This window comes from Streptomyces sp. bgisy027 (assembly GCF_057710365.1).
The window spans coordinates 21,057-34,867 of record NZ_JBYIVZ010000068.1 but is presented as its reverse complement, the minus strand read 5'-3'; the positions used below and the strand labels follow the sequence as shown (position 1 = coordinate 34,867).

Annotated in this window: 14 protein-coding genes and 1 pseudogene; 9 read left to right on the top strand and 6 right to left on the bottom strand. The window is 67.6% G+C overall.

Annotation, left to right across the window (positions count from 1 at the left end):
* Window positions 1-177 precede the first annotated feature (177 nt).
* The 3 genes from AC3ETA_RS42355 to AC3ETA_RS42345 all read right to left on the bottom strand — a co-directional run bounded on the left by AC3ETA_RS42355 (window position 178) and on the right by AC3ETA_RS42345 (window position 4,205).
* Window positions 178-330: a hypothetical protein gene (locus tag AC3ETA_RS42355; protein ID WP_432198239.1), complete on the bottom strand. Its 153-nt coding sequence runs from the start codon at window positions 328-330 to the stop codon at window positions 178-180.
* A 633-nt stretch (window positions 331-963) separates the two neighbouring features.
* Window positions 964-1,740: a hypothetical protein gene (locus AC3ETA_RS42350; protein WP_432198238.1), complete on the bottom strand. Its 777-nt coding sequence runs from the start codon at window positions 1,738-1,740 to the stop codon at window positions 964-966.
* A 221-nt stretch (window positions 1,741-1,961) separates the two neighbouring features.
* Window positions 1,962-4,205 (bottom strand): coiled-coil domain-containing protein, encoded by a 2,244-nt coding sequence (locus tag AC3ETA_RS42345; RefSeq protein WP_432198237.1) that lies wholly within the window; start codon window positions 4,203-4,205, stop codon window positions 1,962-1,964.
* A 178-nt stretch (window positions 4,206-4,383) separates the two neighbouring features.
* Here AC3ETA_RS42345 and AC3ETA_RS42340 point away from each other — a divergent pair, with 178 nt between their 5' ends.
* The 4 genes and pseudogenes from AC3ETA_RS42340 to AC3ETA_RS42325 all read left to right on the top strand — a co-directional run bounded on the left by AC3ETA_RS42340 (window position 4,384) and on the right by AC3ETA_RS42325 (window position 6,221).
* Window positions 4,384-4,731, top strand: coding sequence for a hypothetical protein (locus AC3ETA_RS42340; protein ID WP_432198236.1), 348 nt, complete (start codon window positions 4,384-4,386; stop codon window positions 4,729-4,731).
* A 420-nt stretch (window positions 4,732-5,151) separates the two neighbouring features.
* Window positions 5,152-5,393, top strand: a pseudogene (locus AC3ETA_RS42335) (transposase); the annotation flags it as partial.
* A gap of 94 nt (window positions 5,394-5,487) precedes the next feature.
* Window positions 5,488-5,760, top strand: coding sequence for a hypothetical protein (locus AC3ETA_RS42330; protein WP_432198235.1), 273 nt, complete (start codon window positions 5,488-5,490; stop codon window positions 5,758-5,760).
* Between the two features lie 185 nt (window positions 5,761-5,945).
* A complete protein-coding gene (locus AC3ETA_RS42325; RefSeq protein ID WP_432198234.1) occupies window positions 5,946-6,221 on the top strand; it encodes a DUF6444 domain-containing protein in 276 nt (91 codons plus the stop codon).
* A 318-nt stretch (window positions 6,222-6,539) separates the two neighbouring features.
* On the opposite strand, the gene AC3ETA_RS42320 is transcribed toward AC3ETA_RS42325, so the two are convergent.
* Entirely contained in the window at window positions 6,540-6,746 is a 207-nt protein-coding gene (locus tag AC3ETA_RS42320; protein ID WP_432198233.1) for a hypothetical protein, read from the bottom strand.
* A 237-nt stretch (window positions 6,747-6,983) separates the two neighbouring features.
* Between AC3ETA_RS42320 and AC3ETA_RS42315 the strand changes: the two genes are divergently transcribed.
* The 4 genes from AC3ETA_RS42315 to AC3ETA_RS42300 all read left to right on the top strand — a co-directional run bounded on the left by AC3ETA_RS42315 (window position 6,984) and on the right by AC3ETA_RS42300 (window position 10,799).
* Complete coding sequence (locus AC3ETA_RS42315; protein ID WP_432198232.1) at window positions 6,984-7,214, top strand: hypothetical protein; 231 nt, start codon at window positions 6,984-6,986, stop codon at window positions 7,212-7,214.
* Window positions 7,207-8,265, top strand: a complete 1,059-nt coding sequence (locus AC3ETA_RS42310) for an RNA polymerase sigma factor (RefSeq protein WP_432198231.1) — start codon at window positions 7,207-7,209, stop codon at window positions 8,263-8,265. The genes AC3ETA_RS42315 and AC3ETA_RS42310 overlap by 8 nt, the downstream gene beginning before the upstream one ends.
* 232 nt (window positions 8,266-8,497) lie before the next feature.
* A complete protein-coding gene (locus tag AC3ETA_RS42305) occupies window positions 8,498-9,859 on the top strand; it encodes a hypothetical protein (protein ID WP_432198230.1) in 1,362 nt (453 codons plus the stop codon).
* Window positions 9,756-10,799 (top strand): tetratricopeptide repeat protein, encoded by a 1,044-nt coding sequence (locus AC3ETA_RS42300; RefSeq protein WP_432198229.1) that lies wholly within the window; start codon window positions 9,756-9,758, stop codon window positions 10,797-10,799. The genes AC3ETA_RS42305 and AC3ETA_RS42300 overlap by 104 nt, the downstream gene beginning before the upstream one ends.
* Window positions 10,800-10,913: 114 nt before the next feature.
* Here AC3ETA_RS42300 and AC3ETA_RS42295 read toward each other — a convergent pair whose 3' ends face one another.
* Window positions 10,914-12,248: a hypothetical protein gene (locus AC3ETA_RS42295; RefSeq protein WP_432198228.1), complete on the bottom strand. Its 1,335-nt coding sequence runs from the start codon at window positions 12,246-12,248 to the stop codon at window positions 10,914-10,916.
* A gap of 125 nt (window positions 12,249-12,373) precedes the next feature.
* Between AC3ETA_RS42295 and AC3ETA_RS42290 the strand changes: the two genes are divergently transcribed.
* A complete protein-coding gene (locus AC3ETA_RS42290; protein WP_432198227.1) occupies window positions 12,374-12,712 on the top strand; it encodes a hypothetical protein in 339 nt (112 codons plus the stop codon).
* A gap of 69 nt (window positions 12,713-12,781) precedes the next feature.
* On the opposite strand, the gene AC3ETA_RS42285 is transcribed toward AC3ETA_RS42290, so the two are convergent.
* The gene (locus tag AC3ETA_RS42285) at window positions 12,782-13,591 is read right to left on the bottom strand and encodes a DUF6042 family protein (protein ID WP_432198226.1); all 810 of its coding nucleotides are present in this window, start codon (window positions 13,589-13,591) and stop codon (window positions 12,782-12,784) included.
* Window positions 13,592-13,811 lie beyond the last annotated feature (220 nt).

Below are 13,811 nucleotides of genomic sequence, written 5' to 3'. Positions count from 1 at the left end.
GGCGGAATTCGCCGATCAGGGCCTCCAGCATGCTGGATGACCTCCTCATTTGCAGGCACTTCCGCCAACCACGCCATGGCCAGTCCCTTCCACAGTTGTGCTTGCTGGAACTGCCCAGAAACGAGAGGCGGGCGCCCCACTGTACGAACCACCCGCCCCTCGACCGGCCAGCAAGCATCACCCCAAAGGAGGCATCCCCCCTCCCCGGCTGCGCACCAGCTCCAGCAGCGCCCTGACCGCCTCACGACCCCCGGGGCGGGAAGCCGCGTACACGACCAGGAAGGCGACGACGAGCGGGAGGAGGTGCTCCGCCGGCACGTACGCGCTCACCCCCGGCGGCTGCTCCACCGTGACCGGCGCCTGCGCAGCGCTACTCGGCTCCGTCGGAGCCGGCACCGCGGGCGCAGAAACAGACAGCTCAACCTTGACCGGCTCTGGCGTGACCGCCGCTGCCGGAAGGGCCGAACCGAGGCCAGCCAATGCCACGACCGCACCGCACACCCAGCCGCGCACCCGCCTCAGGCGGCGCCGTTCCACAGCCGCATCTGATGATGTGCTCGCCGTACCCAAGGAATACATAGCGCCCTCCCGAGCCTTTCCTTCGAAGACCGTTGCGGTTTCGAATGTGCGACTCATCATGGGGGCGCGGAAAAATAATCGGAATAGGAAAGAAAGTTGATCCGCTGTTGAATTATTCGGGTCTGTCAAGAGAGGGCGGTGCAGATCACCTCGCCGGCATTCTATGAGGTGGACATTCAGGGGGAGTCGTTAAAACCGGTTCCTCCGGCAGGTTTCAGTACGAGATGTCAAAGGCAAGCATCGGACTACATCGGGTGGCTGGTTGCTCCATGCCTGAATCAACTCTTCACCTGCGGAAATGTCTGGCCGGTCGATACTCCTCCGGGCTCGGGGCCCATGCGCCGCTGTCGTAACTCAGCCGGCGCGGGCATCCCACGACGCTTTTCACGAGCGCCGAGGCCTGGCCTGGCTTTGAATGCGTTGCCGGTGCGATGCAGGGTAGCGTTCGCTCTGCGGATCCAAGAACTCGACAACAGCGACCAGCTCGTGCTGGAGATGGACGAGACGGGCAAGAATCTGCGGTTCCGTGTGGGACAGGGAGTCGATCTCCCGGCCGAGGCGCGCAAACCAACGACTGAATACCGCATCGTTTTCCAGACGCTCGACGAACTGGGCATAGCCAAGGCATCGCTGGCCGGGTAGATCACCAACAGTGGTGATCGCGAGGCATTCACCGATCGCGCGCTGCTCGTCACGGAAGAGACGCAGGATGCTGGTCCGCGGGTGCAACTCGGTTGTGGCGAATGCATGGCTGACGGTGTTCAGCCGTGTCGTCAATTCCCGGGTGCGATCGCCGTCGCCAAGGTCGAGGTATTGGATACCCTGCCGAAGGATCTCAACCCAGGCAAAGTACTGCCCGATCCTAAACAGCGTGCTGTCGCGCGCGTATCGCCACTCCTCGGCATCGCCGCTCTCACGATGCCGGATGAAGAAGTCGAGGGCACCGATGTTGAACAAGCGCGCCTGTAGCTCATAAGCCGCGTAGAGCAACGGTTCGCGGTACCGGGTCACAAGCTCCTCGCCCTGATCCTCCTTGGTCCGGTCATAGCGCTGCATCTCCAGATGGTGCTGAAGGCGTGCGGTGCGGGCGGCGTTGAGAGAGCTGATCGCAATGCTGGTCAACGCCACGGCCGCGGATATGAGGCTGACCCAGATCTCCATCTGCACCCCCTTGTGAGTCGTGCATGGGCCGATCTCATTTCTCCCCGGCCGTGGCGTTCCCGAAGCAGCAGGTGCTCGGGGAGCGCCAGTTGTCGGGCTGGGGCCTGCAGAAGCTGGACGGCGGCCACGGTCCCGGCGGGGCGTCATCCACGCCGTCGACTGCGAGGAAGCACCCGCGGAGGGCGGCTCGCCTCCAGCGCCGCACGACTGCATGGCGGTGGTCAGCCAGACGGGCCGCCGAAGATCCCGCCGTTGTTTCCTCCGCTGCCGTTAGAACCTCCGTCGCTGTCCGAGCTGCTGGAGGAGGCGGTGGCCGGGGAGCTTTCCGTGCTGCCGCCGTTTCCTCCGCCGTCCTGTCCCTGGATGAAGTTGTCCGGAATGCTGAAACTGGGGGTCGGCTGATTGGTGGAGGGCGTCGCCGCGGGCGACGTCTCAGGAGAGGCTTCGGCCAGGACAAAGCTCGTCTGTATCTGCTTCTTTAACACAAGCGCCTCCACGAGGTAGGTGGAGGTGGGCGCGAGGCTGGAGGCGGTACAAGACTTCTCATTGGGCCTGCGGTTCCAGTGAAAGTCGATGGTGGCTGGTGAGTGGCGGGTCACCTGAAGCCACCGCGGCCCGTCATGGCCGGCGGTGCACGTCGACGTCGCCCACAAAGCGGCGTCCGCACCAGCCTGCGTGATGGTGAGGGGCGCGCTGGCGCGGCTGAGGTTGATGCGGCAGGGCAACCGACCATCGGCGTTGCCCTTCACGGTCAGTTCGATGCGGGGTTTGTCCCGCGCCTCGTAGCTGTTGTGCACGGACCGGATACTTGGGTCGATGTCCCGTGCACGGCAGGCAGCCAGTTTCATGATCGCTGCAGTGTTGACGTCCTGGTTTCCGATGTCCGCTACGGGATCCTTCGCCGCGGTCGGCAGCGGCGATGCCGATGCGCTCGGCGATACGGACGCTGTCGTGGAAGGAGCGGCTTTGTGGTCGCCGGGAAAGTCCAGGGCCCGGCTCAGTCCGAAGGCGCCCGCCACTACAGCACCCAGTGAGGCTGTCACGATGGAGACTGTTCTGCGAGACGGGCCAGCCCGCGTGCCCGCTCGCGACGTCCTCCTGCCTGCTGTTGTCGTGGGGCTGGCCGCGGCGTGGACAGGGCGAGGGCGACGCGGCACCGGGTCCGCATCACCGGCCGGCGCTGCCGGGCTGCGCATCCGGCTGCCGTCCGGGGCCGATCCTCTCTGCTCCTTCCTTGGCGGATCGACCGGAGTGCTTCGCTGGGACGAGGCGGCCGATCCAGCTGAGCGGAGCGGGACGGTTGTCTCCGGGGTGGGGACATCGCTTGCCGGGGGCAGCGCGGCGGGAGCCGGATCGAGGTCTTGCAGGGCGAGACTGAGGACGGTGTCGGCTTCGGCCAGGACGCGGTCGGCGCGCAGCGAGGCAATCTCTTCGGCGTGCTCTTGGACGAGGCGGGCCAGTGCTCCGTCGCGGCGTACGAGTTCGGCACGGGCGTGGGCTAGTTCGCGGGAGACGGAGCGCAACTGCTCGCTGAGGTGCTGAACGGCGTGGATGGCAACTTGATGCCGCTGCTCAAGCTCTGCTGCGCTGCCGGGGCCCCGCAGACTCAGCTGATACCGCCGCTCCAGGGCTCCCGCGCTCTGGAGCTGTTGGACCTGCTGCTCGGCATCGCGCAAGGTGCGGCTGACGGCGCTCACCGTTTGGGCGAGTTCTTCGTTGTCCTCCCGCAGAGTGTCTAGTTCGCCCTCCAGCTCAGCGATACGTCCGGTGAGCATGCCGTCCTGGCCGCATAGCAGGTCAATCTCCTGCTCCAGACGCGCCTGGTCCTGCAGTGATTGCCGCAGCTGATTCTCCAGCTCGCTTTCGTAGCGGGCGAGTTGTTCGGCCTTGGCTTCGGCAAGACGGGCTTCGTCGTCACGGAGGGCGGCTGTCTGCTGGGCGTGCTCCAGCTCGGCGGCCGCATGCTGGAGCAGGGCCTGCAGTCGTTGTTCCCGCTGCTGGGACAATGCCAGGTCTCCGGTGACCTGGTCCTTCTCCTGTTGCAGATACTCCGCGCGGCTGCGTGCCGCGTCCCGTGCGTCGACGGCGTCATAGAGATCTGCCAGCAAGGCGTATGTCGTGCGTAGCGCCGCCCGGTAGGCGGCCCACAGGTCACTGATCTGTTCACAGGTGGGCGGCGGGCTGAGGGTTTCGCAGGCGATGTCGAGCAGGTGCTGCACGACGTCTCGGGCCGGCACCCGCGTACCGGCGAAGAACCGCTGCAGTGAGGGCTTTGCCGTCCCCGACGCCTCCGCCCGCGCCCCGCCCTCTAACCGCTCCCCTCCCGCCCGACGGCCCAGTTCCGCGGCCATCCGTTCCAGTGTCCAGGGCGGATCAGCCGCCCGCAGCGGCTCCAGCACCACCGCCCGCCACACCCGGAGCCACCCGATGACCGTCTCCGGCAAACCCGGATCGATCGGCTTCATCGGCCGGCCCGCCTTACGCGACCGGCTGTCCCCCTGCGCCATAGCGCGCCCTTGCCCTCTGTGTTGTCCCCGCAGAGAACCGACAGCGCTCTCTGCGGCCCCGCTGCCGAGTCAATCAATCAGCCATGACGGTGGTGGACACCAATCGGCTAAGTCCGACATTCAGCAGGAGTCCACCATGCTCGATCCGCAGCACTCGGCGCAGAACATCCCGCAAAGTCACCCCCATCCGCAGCCCGCCTCGCCGGCCCCCATACAGCCCTCTCGGGTCCCGGCGCTGGCCGGCGCCGGGCTCGGCAGCGTCAGTACCCTCACCCTCGTCACCACCGGTGCCCCCTGGCCCGCCGTCCTCGCTCTCGCCCTCGCCGGCCTCGCCGTCGTCCTTGCCCAGTCCGTCCTTCAGGCCCTGGCACCCCAGGACTCCCGCGACCGCCTCGCGTGGTGGACCAGGCGTTGGGGCTACCACGCACGCCGTCACCCTGCCCTCAACCCTCAGCCGGACCTCCCACCTCCCGATGGCGTCTGAGCGAGAGGCATGACGGGTGGCGAGGCTTGCGTACCCAAGGTTGAGAGCTACCAGCAGCGTCGCCAAGCCCTCCGGGTGCACACCGCGCCCCTCAGCCAGGGGGAAAGGAGGGGTGAGGAACCGATGGGCCGAACCGAAGGGCCGCGTCTGAAGCCTGCTCAGCCGCTTCCGCACGGACCGGACTGCCACTCATAGGAGTCCTAAGTGGGCGTTCAGGTATGCCTTATGCCGGTATACGAGTTATGTCGCTGTGCCAGTTTGAGGCCTTTCAGCGGATCGATGCGCTTCATCACTTCCGGACCTGCCCGCCCGTTTCGCTCGGCGTCGATCCTCGAAGTACGTCTGACGTAGAGATGACACAGAACCGCCCGATGATCAGCGGAACCCGATCTTCCGTCGCGCCCATGATCCCTCTGGGGCGTGAGCCAGCGGAAGCCGTACCCCAGCGACCTTTCCGACGTCCGTTGGGCCTGATCGAGCCGACGTTGACGGCCTGGAGGAAAGCCCGGCTCGACCGCAGGCCCACCGGGCAGCCGGCCAAGGTCGACCTGCGCGACGTATTCAAAGCGCTCCTCTACATCAACCGCACGGGAATCCCCTGGAAATACCTCCCACACGACTTCCCGAACTACGGCACCGTCTACGCCTCCTGGCGCGATGAGAAGCCGTATCTCAACCGAACGTGATCCTTTGATTTCTGCTGGTAAGGCATGGTTTCGCTCGGGGTGAGGGAGGCATGCGGCGTCTTGTGTCCGCATGACCGAGGGGTGCGCGGTGGCGTCGGTGCTGGGAGTGCTGGAGGAGCGGGAGGCGGCTGCCCGAGTGCGGGTTAAGGGTCTGCGGGAGGAAGCCGCGCGGTTGGCAGAGGTGTTGGAGGCGGCGGAGATCAAGCTGGACTGGCGGGTGATCGCGCGGGAGGAGCTGGTCGAGGCCCTGGCCGTGTCCGCCGCCGAGACAACTGCCGTGACCGAGGCCGTGGCGGAGCAGGGACGGGACTTCCCACGCGATTCGCGCGTAACTGACCGATGAACAAGAGGAGTTAATCCGTCGCAGGAGCGGTTCCAGGGTTTGATGTGGCGGCTCCATGCGCACGCGGCCAGTGGCCCCAGATGCCCGAGCGTCGTGTGAGGAGCCTCTCGCGCTGATCGGGCTGCTCCAGCGCCAGGTGGCGGCCGCGGACCCAGGCTGCCGAGCTCGCCGCGGCCAACGAGCGGTTGACGGTCCGAGTCGCGGAGTTGGAGCGGCGGCTGGGCCGGAACTCGGGCAACTCCTCGATGCCTCCGTCCAGCGAGGTCTTCGGCATTCCGGAGAAGAAGCCGGCGCCCAAGAGCGGCCGTGAGCGGGGTCGTCAGCCGGGTCCGGGCGGTCAGGGCGGCGATGGCCGCCGTGCCCGATACCGTCGAGGACCACGTCCCGGCGGCCTGCACCGGCTGCGGGAGCACGCTGGCCCAGGGCGACAGCATCGGTTTCGAGCGCCGTCAGGTCCGTGACATTTCCCTGGTCACCGTGCTGGTGACCGAGCACCGGACCCATCGCCTCGTAAGCCAACCGGGCCTCCGCCTCGGCCGGCTCGCTGCGGGCCAGCACCGACAGGGCGGAACGCCGGTACTCCGCAGCCGCGTTTTCCACCGTCAGCCGCGCCAGCAGGGCCAGCGTCTCGTCCATCGCCCCCTGCGCGGCCGCGTCGGCCAGCGCCTGGTCCAGCTCGGTGCGGATGGTCGATTCCACGTGCGCCAGGACGGTGTCGACGTCAGCGCGGTCGTTGACATCGGCCCGCGCGGCGGCTGCCGTCAACGCCGCCTCGACGATCAGGTCTTCGGCTCCACTGCGGTTCGTGCATGCCGCGCACCACCCGCCGTCAGCTGTGCGAGGCGCTCCTCATCGGGCAGTGGGGACCGCCGCTCGGCAGCGATCTGCTCGGTGTACCAGTTCACCACCTTCTGGACGGCATCCGCCGCTGCTTGCTCCTCGCCGCCTGCCAGGCCGGAGAAGTCGGGCTCATCTGTCTCGGACACGGCAACCCCCTCGATCTTGATTGGGAGTGGTCATTGTCCTCCTCGGCCCGCCCGGGGCAGCCGCGCTGGCAGTGGCCCGGAGAGTGCTCCGGGCGGGAAGCAGGGATTTCGTGGCTGATCGCCCGCTAAGCGGTCGGTGCCCCGCCCTTCTTGGGGCATCTCTCTGTCTCACCGGCCGGGAACCTGGAAAGACTTCGCGCCGTGTAAAGAGAATCCCGGACTCGTCCCTCTTCAGTGGTGACGGCCGCTCTCAAGCGGGGCAATCAAGGCCGCTACCTGAAGGAGAAGATGATGGACCCCATCACCGTCCTGCTCGTCGTCCTGGGCTTCTTGCTGCCGAGCATCACCTCACTCATCAACAGCAAGGCGGATCAGACTCGCGACGCCGGGAAGGCAGAGATCATCAGAGCCCAGCGCGGCGGCCACCATCCCCGCCCCAAGCGGCGCAGGGGACGACGCAATGTCTGAGGCAGGCAAGGGCGTGGACCTTACCCTGGAGGAGATCCACTCCCGCCACTACGGCGAGTTGGTGGGGTTTGCGCGTAAGAAGCTGCGCGCGGCGAACGTACCGCAATCGTTCATCGACCCCGAAGACATCGTGGGGAACGCCTTCCTCAAGGTCTGCCGCGACCCAGCCCGCATTGAGCAGCCCAGGGCCTACCTGTTCCAGATTGTGAAACGGGAAATCCTGGAGCACAGGCGACGTGCACGGCACTACGAGCAGGCTGCAGAATCGGCACAGGCCGATCTTCGGCTGGAGGCTGACGACGTCAGCGATGTGATCTCCACTCGATGCGAGGTGCGCCACGCCCTAGCCAGCCTGCCTGCGCAACAGCGTGCTGCGGTATGGGCAACAAAAGGACTGGGCTGGTCTCATGCCGAGTACGCGCAGGCGGCGCAGAAGGGCCCGGGAACGGTTGCCACCCACGTTTCACGGGCTGTGGCTGTACTCAAGCGCACGCTCGTCGCCGCCACCTTTGTGACGGCCATCTTCGGCTGCGCTGCAGGCGGAGTGACTCTCCGCCGCTACACCGCAGCGAGCCGGGCCGGTCGGCCGTACCCGGAGCTGGTTCCGGACGTGCCCCAGTCCGCGGCAGTCTTGCTGCGGAGCCTTGCCGTTGCCTACCTCTGCGTCGCCCTAGCCCTGGTCACCTTGCTGCTCGTCCCTCACCTGCGCAGACTGCTCACACTCATCAGGCGGTGGATAGTCAGGAGCCCGGAGCTACCCACGCTGGATGAGCCACCAGGATTCGCTTCGGGCGCATCAAGGGACAGGAGCGAGCACTGCCCCACCTGCGGCGAAGAGACCGAACACAGAATGCTGACTGCGGAGGAGAAGAAACAGCTCTATGCCCTAGCAGGCGAGCCATATGTTCACCGGGCCAGGCGATGTACGGCCAACGGCTGCCTCGCGGTGAAGTACGGCTCGGCAGACGCGGAAGGCGTTCTTCTCCTGCCAGAGCCGACGGGACCTCAAGCATCGAGTGACGATGAAACGAGACTGGCCATGGAGTCGTAGCCAGGAGTTGTTGAAGCGGGCCGCAGCGACCGGACGGGACGCCCGACACGCGGGGCCGTCGGACCGTTCTGCGGCGGGCTCTGCCCAGTCACCGGGCCAGAATGCGGTCTCGAAGTGCTGACCACTACTTGCGATAGTCATGGCCATGCCACTGATGGAAGGCCGACTCCCCAAACCGCCCTGTACGGGCATAGGTTGACCCTGCTGGTGATCATCTTTCCGGGGGGCGGACGTGGCAGGCCGGGATCTCAGGGCCCTGTTCAGTACGAACGACCGCAGCGTGCAGGCTGACGAGGCGTTCACGAACCGGTCCGCGCAGTGGGAGGCGGTCGCGGCCGCGCTCACCGAGCACCTCCAGCACATCGCCGCCCCCGGCTTCGACCCTGAGGACCTCGAGGCGCCCCGTCGTCACGTTCTCGTCTTCCACGGGGTGGGCGGGATCGGTAAGACGATCCTGTCGAGGACGCTGGAGGCGGCGCTCGCCGACGCCGGACGCCGACCCGACCAGTGGGGCGCGCCCGGCTGGCCGGCCGACCGGATCCTGCCCGTGCGCATCGACCTCGCCCGATCCGTCGGCACGGACTTCGAGCAGATCGTGCTGACCATCCGGGCCGCCTTGACCGGGATCGGCCGACCGCTGCCCGCCATCGACCTGGCGCTGCGCCGCTATTGGGAGGCCAACCACCCCGGCGAACCGCTGGAGGAGTATCTGCGGCGCGCAGGTCTGGGCTCGCGGTTCGGGCAGGCGCTGCCGCAGCAGATGCAGTCCGCGCTCACCGATGTCGCCCAGGCGCTCATGCTGCCCGGCACCATCGGCTCGGTCGTCGGCCAGGTCACCGGCGCCCTCATCGGTGCGCTGCGCGAACGCCGCCAGACCGTACGCGCGCTCGCGGGCTGCACCCGGCTGGCGGACCTGCTGGAGGCCGAACCCGACCTGGACGCACTGTCCTTCTACCCGCACCTGCTGGCGTGGGAGCTCGTCCGCCTCCCCGACGGCAAGAAGGTCGTGCCGGTCGTCCTGCTCGACACGTTCGAGGACATCGGTGACCGCACCCGCCGCGACCTCGAGCGGCTGATCCAGCGGACGGTGTGGCTGCTGCCGAACGCCTTCTGGGTGATCACCGGACGCTCCCGCCTGCAGTGGGCCGACCCAGCGCTGCAGGGCCAGCTCGACTACACCGGCACCGCCGCCTGGCCTGGACTCGCCCACACCGCCGTGCCCGCAGCCCGCACCCCCACCAGCGCCGGTACGGCACGGCAGGTGCTGATCGGTGACTTCTCCCCCGAGGACTGCGACGACTACCTCGCCCGCCGCCTCACCCGCGACGGCCAGCCCCTGATCGGCGAGAACATCCGGCAGGTCATCACCGCCCACTCGCACGGCCTGCCCCTGTACCCCGCAGCCGGCCGACTTCGACCACGACTTCCCCGCCCTGGTCTCCCGCACCCTGTCCGACCTCACCGCCGACGAACGGCACGTCCTGCGCTCGGTGAGCCTGCTGGACGCTTTCGACGTCCCCCTCGCCACCCGGGCCGCCGGCCTTGCCCACGAAGGCCCTGCCCAGCGGCTGACCGAGCGGCCCTTCGTCCGTGAGACCCCGTTCGGTCTGTGGCCCTTCCAGCTCCACGGCCTGATCCGCTCCGCTGTACGGAATGCCGAAGACACCACCGACGACCGCTGGACCGACGGGGACTGGCAGCAGGCCGCCCGCCGTGCCTTCACCGCCCTGGGCGAGCAGCACCAGGCCGCACCCGGACCGGACCGGCTGCTGCTGATCGCCTTCCTGCGCCAGGGCCTGCGCCTGGCCCGCGACCACCGCCTGGACCTCGGCTGGCTCACCCCGGCGGCCTGGACCTACGTCGGCGACTCCGTGTGGGAACCCCTCGCCCCGCCCGACACCGGCAGCGCTGGACTGGACACAGCCGCCGACGCCCTGGTCGAACTCCTCAGCGCGCTCGCCCGCCGCCAGCACCAGCACCGCTCGCGCACCGTCGCCCGCCTCACCACGGTCATCGACAGCCACCTGCTCCCCGACGACCTGCACCACATGGCCTTGTACTACCGGGCCAAGGCCCACCGCGACCTCGGGGACAGCCCGGCCTCCCGCGCCGGCATGCAGGCCGTCGCCGACGGCCAAGGTCGCCTCGCCCCCGCCGCCCGCCGCGGACTCGCCCATCTCGCCCGCATGGCCGGCGACTTCCCCACCGCCCTGGCCACCGCCCACACCCTGGGCTGGGAAGGCCGCCACCACCGCGTCGAAGGCGACATCTGGTGGCCCCACGGCGCCATGGACCGCGCCGCCGCCGCATACGCCGCCGCACGCGACGAAGCCGAACACCACGGTGTCACCGGCGAGCGCGGCAACAGCCAGGCCCACCGCGCCTTCGCCCTGGCCTTCACCGACCCGGCCGTACGTCAGGGCCGCCGTCTCAACGTCCGGTGTCCAAGTGGTGGACGTACGCCTGCGGTTCGACCCCGTGCTGTTCCTTGCGAGAACTCGGCAGAGAGTCCCCAACCAACCGCACGTAACTGAGGTCTTGTTCTACAGGTGGCGCCTCGATCACGGAGCGACCCACAAACCAAACATGTGGGTCGCTGAGAACGTCATGGCACGTAGGTGGCCGCGACTGGCAGTGCCGGGGTATCGCTACAGCGGCGTGCCCGGCTGCGTCTCCGGATGCCGGATGACCTGCCGCAGCCGCTTTTCCACGTCGTACCGGTTGAGACCTTGCGACCTTGCGTGCCTGGTCACGGCAGCTTGTACAGCCTCAGAGACGTCGAGCCACACCTGGCGCTGCTGGTCACGCTCCTCGTGGTCGGCGAGCTGCTCCAGCTGGAGACGAGCGTCGTCGGCCGCCTGCTGCAACTCAACTAGCTCAGCGGGCAAACCACTCGGGTGAAGCGCGGGGTGGGCCACTACCAGGGGCTGGACCGGTGCCGTCTGTGTATCGGCGGGAGGAGCAGGAGCCAGGATCCGCGTGGCAGGGAGTTCCGCTTCCGGGGCCGCAGCGCTCGGGGCAGGGAGGGACGGCTTGCAGGTCGGCCGGTTGCGGCTGGCGTGGGCAGGGACCTCGGGCTCCCGGACAGGCGGCAGATGGGTGTCGTCGCTGCGGAGATCCTCCAGGCGGTCGCGGTCGGTGTCGGTGATCCAGAAGCGGTGTGTCGTACCGCCGACACGGAACTGCACTGGCACGATGGCGCCGGCTGCCGTCCGGCGCACCAGGTCGTCGAACAGGACGTCGCGGGGCTTGGGGGTGGCGTGGAAGCGGTCGCACCGGCGTACACCGTCCGGGCAGGCGTACACGGCGTGGATGTCGCAGCGCCAGAAGTCCAGGACCCGGAAGCCGGAGACGACGCGCAGGTCACCGGTCCTGGCGATCACATAGGCGGGCAGGTTGTCGCTGCGGGTCCACTGCGTGTCGTTGCGGCGCGCGTAGTCGGACCGATCGGTGTGCCAGGCGGGCGTGATGCCGTTCTTCTCGGCCTTCGCCGCGCGTGCGCGGACACTGCGGGGGCCTTCCGTGCCGGCGGAGGACAGCTGGACTTCCCAGCCGATGCGCAGTCCGTCGGCTCCTTCGACGAGAGTATCGGTCTGGATCCAGCTCCGGCCCACGCGGGTGCGGACCTCGCTGTCGCCTTGGAAGCCTCCTTCCACCGCGGCCCGCAGGATGCGCTCCTGGTAGGCCTTGTGCTCATCGCTGACGGGGACGATGTGACGCTCTTCGTCCTCGCGTCGCTCGTGGACGGCTTCCCGTCGGCCGTTGGCCCGCAAGCGCAGGTACATCGGCGCATCAACGCCGGCGTCCCGGCACACGCCCCCGCACTGCAGGTCGCGATCGGCAACCGGAACTCCACGGTCGCCATACATCCGGTCCATGCCGTAGACCATGTCCCAGAGGCCGGGGTGTTCCGCGTGCCCGAGGTCGTCCTGGTTCAGATCCAGATGGATGCGCAGCTTCGTATGCCAGACGATGTTGGCCAACCCACTACCTACCCTTCGTGTGAAATGCCGCCAAAACCACGGTAAGGGGCGGCACTGACAACCAGCCGTGCTCCGTCGGAGGAGGCTGGTTGGATGACAACCAAGTCGCTTCGAGGAGGGGTTGCATGGGGCTCAACATTGAGGTCACGTGGGATGGGCCGGTCACGATTGGGCTGCTTGAGCAGTTCATCAACCAGGCGAAGGCAGCCGGTGCCACGTCAGGAACCGTGCTTGAGGAGATCCCTTACGAACAGGACCCTCAGATCACCTTGGGGTGGCGGGTCCCGGCTGGCGAAGCGGGGCCTCCGCGCGAAGTAGCCATGCCTCACCGGCTGATGTGGAACATCCACACCATGCTCGACCAAATCGGCAGCGGAGACGGGGATGTGAGGGAGCTTCAGGCCGAAGTCAACGGCCTGGACGGCGAGCTGTGGGAAGCGTTGATGAAGCACGTGGGTCAGTGAGGGGATCCGGTGCGCTCCCGGGCAGCGCACCGGATCGTGCTCTTTCGACTGCTTACTGGCGGGTGGCGGCTACGGCCGGTCTTGATCGCTGGGCAGGGTGACCGAGAGCTTGCCGTCCTTGGTCATGCCGTGAATGCCGATCCGCGTCTGGTCGAATCGGTCCCAGTCGCACCGGATACGGAAGACCTTGTGCGACGGGAGATCGGTGAGATCGGTGCTGGTGGTGAAGTCGCCCTCCTCTGTGAGGAGACGGACCGCCTCATGTGCGTCGTGGGGGTCGCCCTGGATGACTCGTGCGAGCCGGTCAAGGCTGGTCACCACCTCTTCGTGGCGCTTCCCGTCAGGTTCGAAGAGGTCGATGATGCGGTACGAGTCGCCCTCGTACGCGCTGTCGACCCGGAGCTTCCGCTGGATGGCGGCTTCTTCCTCGTCCAGCGGAAATACCTCTGCGGGTGCGGGTGCGGGAACCCTTGGGTAAAGGCGCGCTACCCCAGCCCCGTCGGGCACTTCGTAGATGACGCCTGCGGCCACGAGAAGCTCAAGGACATCTGCGTGGGTGCGGAGGGGCGGCCGCCCGTAATGCGCCGCATAGCGCTCAGCGTCCTCAATCTGTGCAGGCTGACGGGCACGCTCCTCCTCATCGAGCCCGTCAGGGTCGTCCCAACAGGAGGCATCCAGGTCGCCCTCCGGGTGGTCAGCACTCCGGACCCCGCGCTTTAGGTCCTCCCGAGTTGCTCCGCTCTCAGCGAGCCCCACGCCCAAGAGCAGAAACAGGAGCGAGTACGGACGCATCCGTGACCAACCGCTCCGCATGACCTGATGGAGGTAGTGCTCGCGATCCTGCTCAGTCCAGCTCTTCGGCGGCTCCAACGCGACCAACGCGATCTCTCCTTGCAGAAGGGGCAGAAAACGAAGCTGCAGTCCTTCGCAGACGGTACGCCGAAGTGATGCCTCCGTCCTCGCACCCGCCGGTCTTGTACGGCAAGCAGAACGGGACGCAGCGGCGCTGCAGCGTCTGCACACGGTCGGGGGCCTCGTGCAGGGTGAAGATGACGTCGACGGTCAGTCGGCGAGCGCTGGGACGTGGATGGCGTCGGTC

Coding starts and splice junctions, on each gene's coding strand:
- AC3ETA_RS42290 (WP_432198227.1), top strand. CDS start 12,374: ATGGGGCTCAACATTGAGGTCACGTGGGATGGGCCGGTCACGATTGGG.
- AC3ETA_RS42350 (WP_432198238.1), bottom strand. CDS start 1,740: ATGGAGATCTGGGTCAGCCTCATATCCGCGGCCGTGGCGTTGACCAGC.
- AC3ETA_RS42310 (WP_432198231.1), top strand. CDS start 7,207: ATGTCTGAGGCAGGCAAGGGCGTGGACCTTACCCTGGAGGAGATCCAC.
- AC3ETA_RS42340 (WP_432198236.1), top strand. CDS start 4,384: ATGCTCGATCCGCAGCACTCGGCGCAGAACATCCCGCAAAGTCACCCC.
- AC3ETA_RS42345 (WP_432198237.1), bottom strand. CDS start 4,205: ATGAAGCCGATCGATCCGGGTTTGCCGGAGACGGTCATCGGGTGGCTC.
- AC3ETA_RS42330 (WP_432198235.1), top strand. CDS start 5,488: ATGACCGAGGGGTGCGCGGTGGCGTCGGTGCTGGGAGTGCTGGAGGAG.